We start from the raw sequence: 798 nt of genomic DNA on the forward strand, positions 1-798 counted from the left end.
GGGTTGCGGTAGCCGTTCGAGTGGATCTGCAGCAGGCCGGAGTCCGCGGGGATCACCGGCGGGATGATCGGCTTCTGGAAGGGGCCGGTCGCGGCCACGACGTTCTTGGCCTCGAACTCGCCCGCGCTGGTGACCACGTGGAAGGCGCGGCTTCCGGGGATGCGGCGCACAGATTTCACCTCGACGCCGCAGCGCACCGGGGCGTCGATCATCTCGGCGTATTTCACGAAATAGTCGGCCACGTCATCCTTAGCGACAAAGGCGTCGGGGTCGGCATCCTGGAACTCGAGCCCGGGGAAGCGGTCATGCCACGCGGGGCCGTTGGCGACCAGCGAATCCCAGCGCTCGGTGCGCCAGCGCTCCGCGATGCGGGCGCGTTCCAGCACCACGTGCGACACGCCCGCCCGTCCCAGATGCTCGCTCATCGCGATGCCGGCCTGTCCCCCACCCACGACGAGCGTATCGACTTTCTCTGCTGCCATTCTGTCGTCCTCTTCTGTTGGCCCGGGCGGCGCGTGGCATGGCCCCGGGCAAGTCTGTCCGCAGTCATAGGGGCGGCGCGATATTCGGAAAATTATTATCTCTCGCAGCACTGCTTCGTCTTTTCCGATGCGTGTCCCTGCCCGGACGGGCAAAAGCGCATACAGCTCCGGACGGCGCGCCACGAGACGCGCCGCCGGGTCGTTTATCTTCGGTTTTCGGTCCGGTCCGGTGCCGCGGCTCAGGCGCCGGGCGCGCGGAGCAGCAGCTCCGCCGCACCGACGCAGCGCAGCCCCTGGCGCGCGGCCACGAGCATGG

The 798-nt window shown here is 68.2% G+C and carries 1 protein-coding gene; it reads right to left on the reverse strand.

Going from position 1 to position 798, the window contains the following annotated elements; genetic code table 11:
- The coding region (locus HC022_RS27935; RefSeq protein ID WP_167454533.1) for an NAD(P)-binding domain-containing protein at nt 1-482 on the reverse strand (482 nt) is incomplete at its 3' end.
- Nucleotides 483-798 lie beyond the last annotated feature (316 nt).

Origin of the sequence: Salipiger sp. HF18 (genome assembly GCF_011806505.1) — a bacterium.
In the GTDB taxonomy this organism is placed as follows: domain Bacteria; phylum Pseudomonadota; class Alphaproteobacteria; order Rhodobacterales; family Rhodobacteraceae; genus Salipiger; species Salipiger thiooxidans.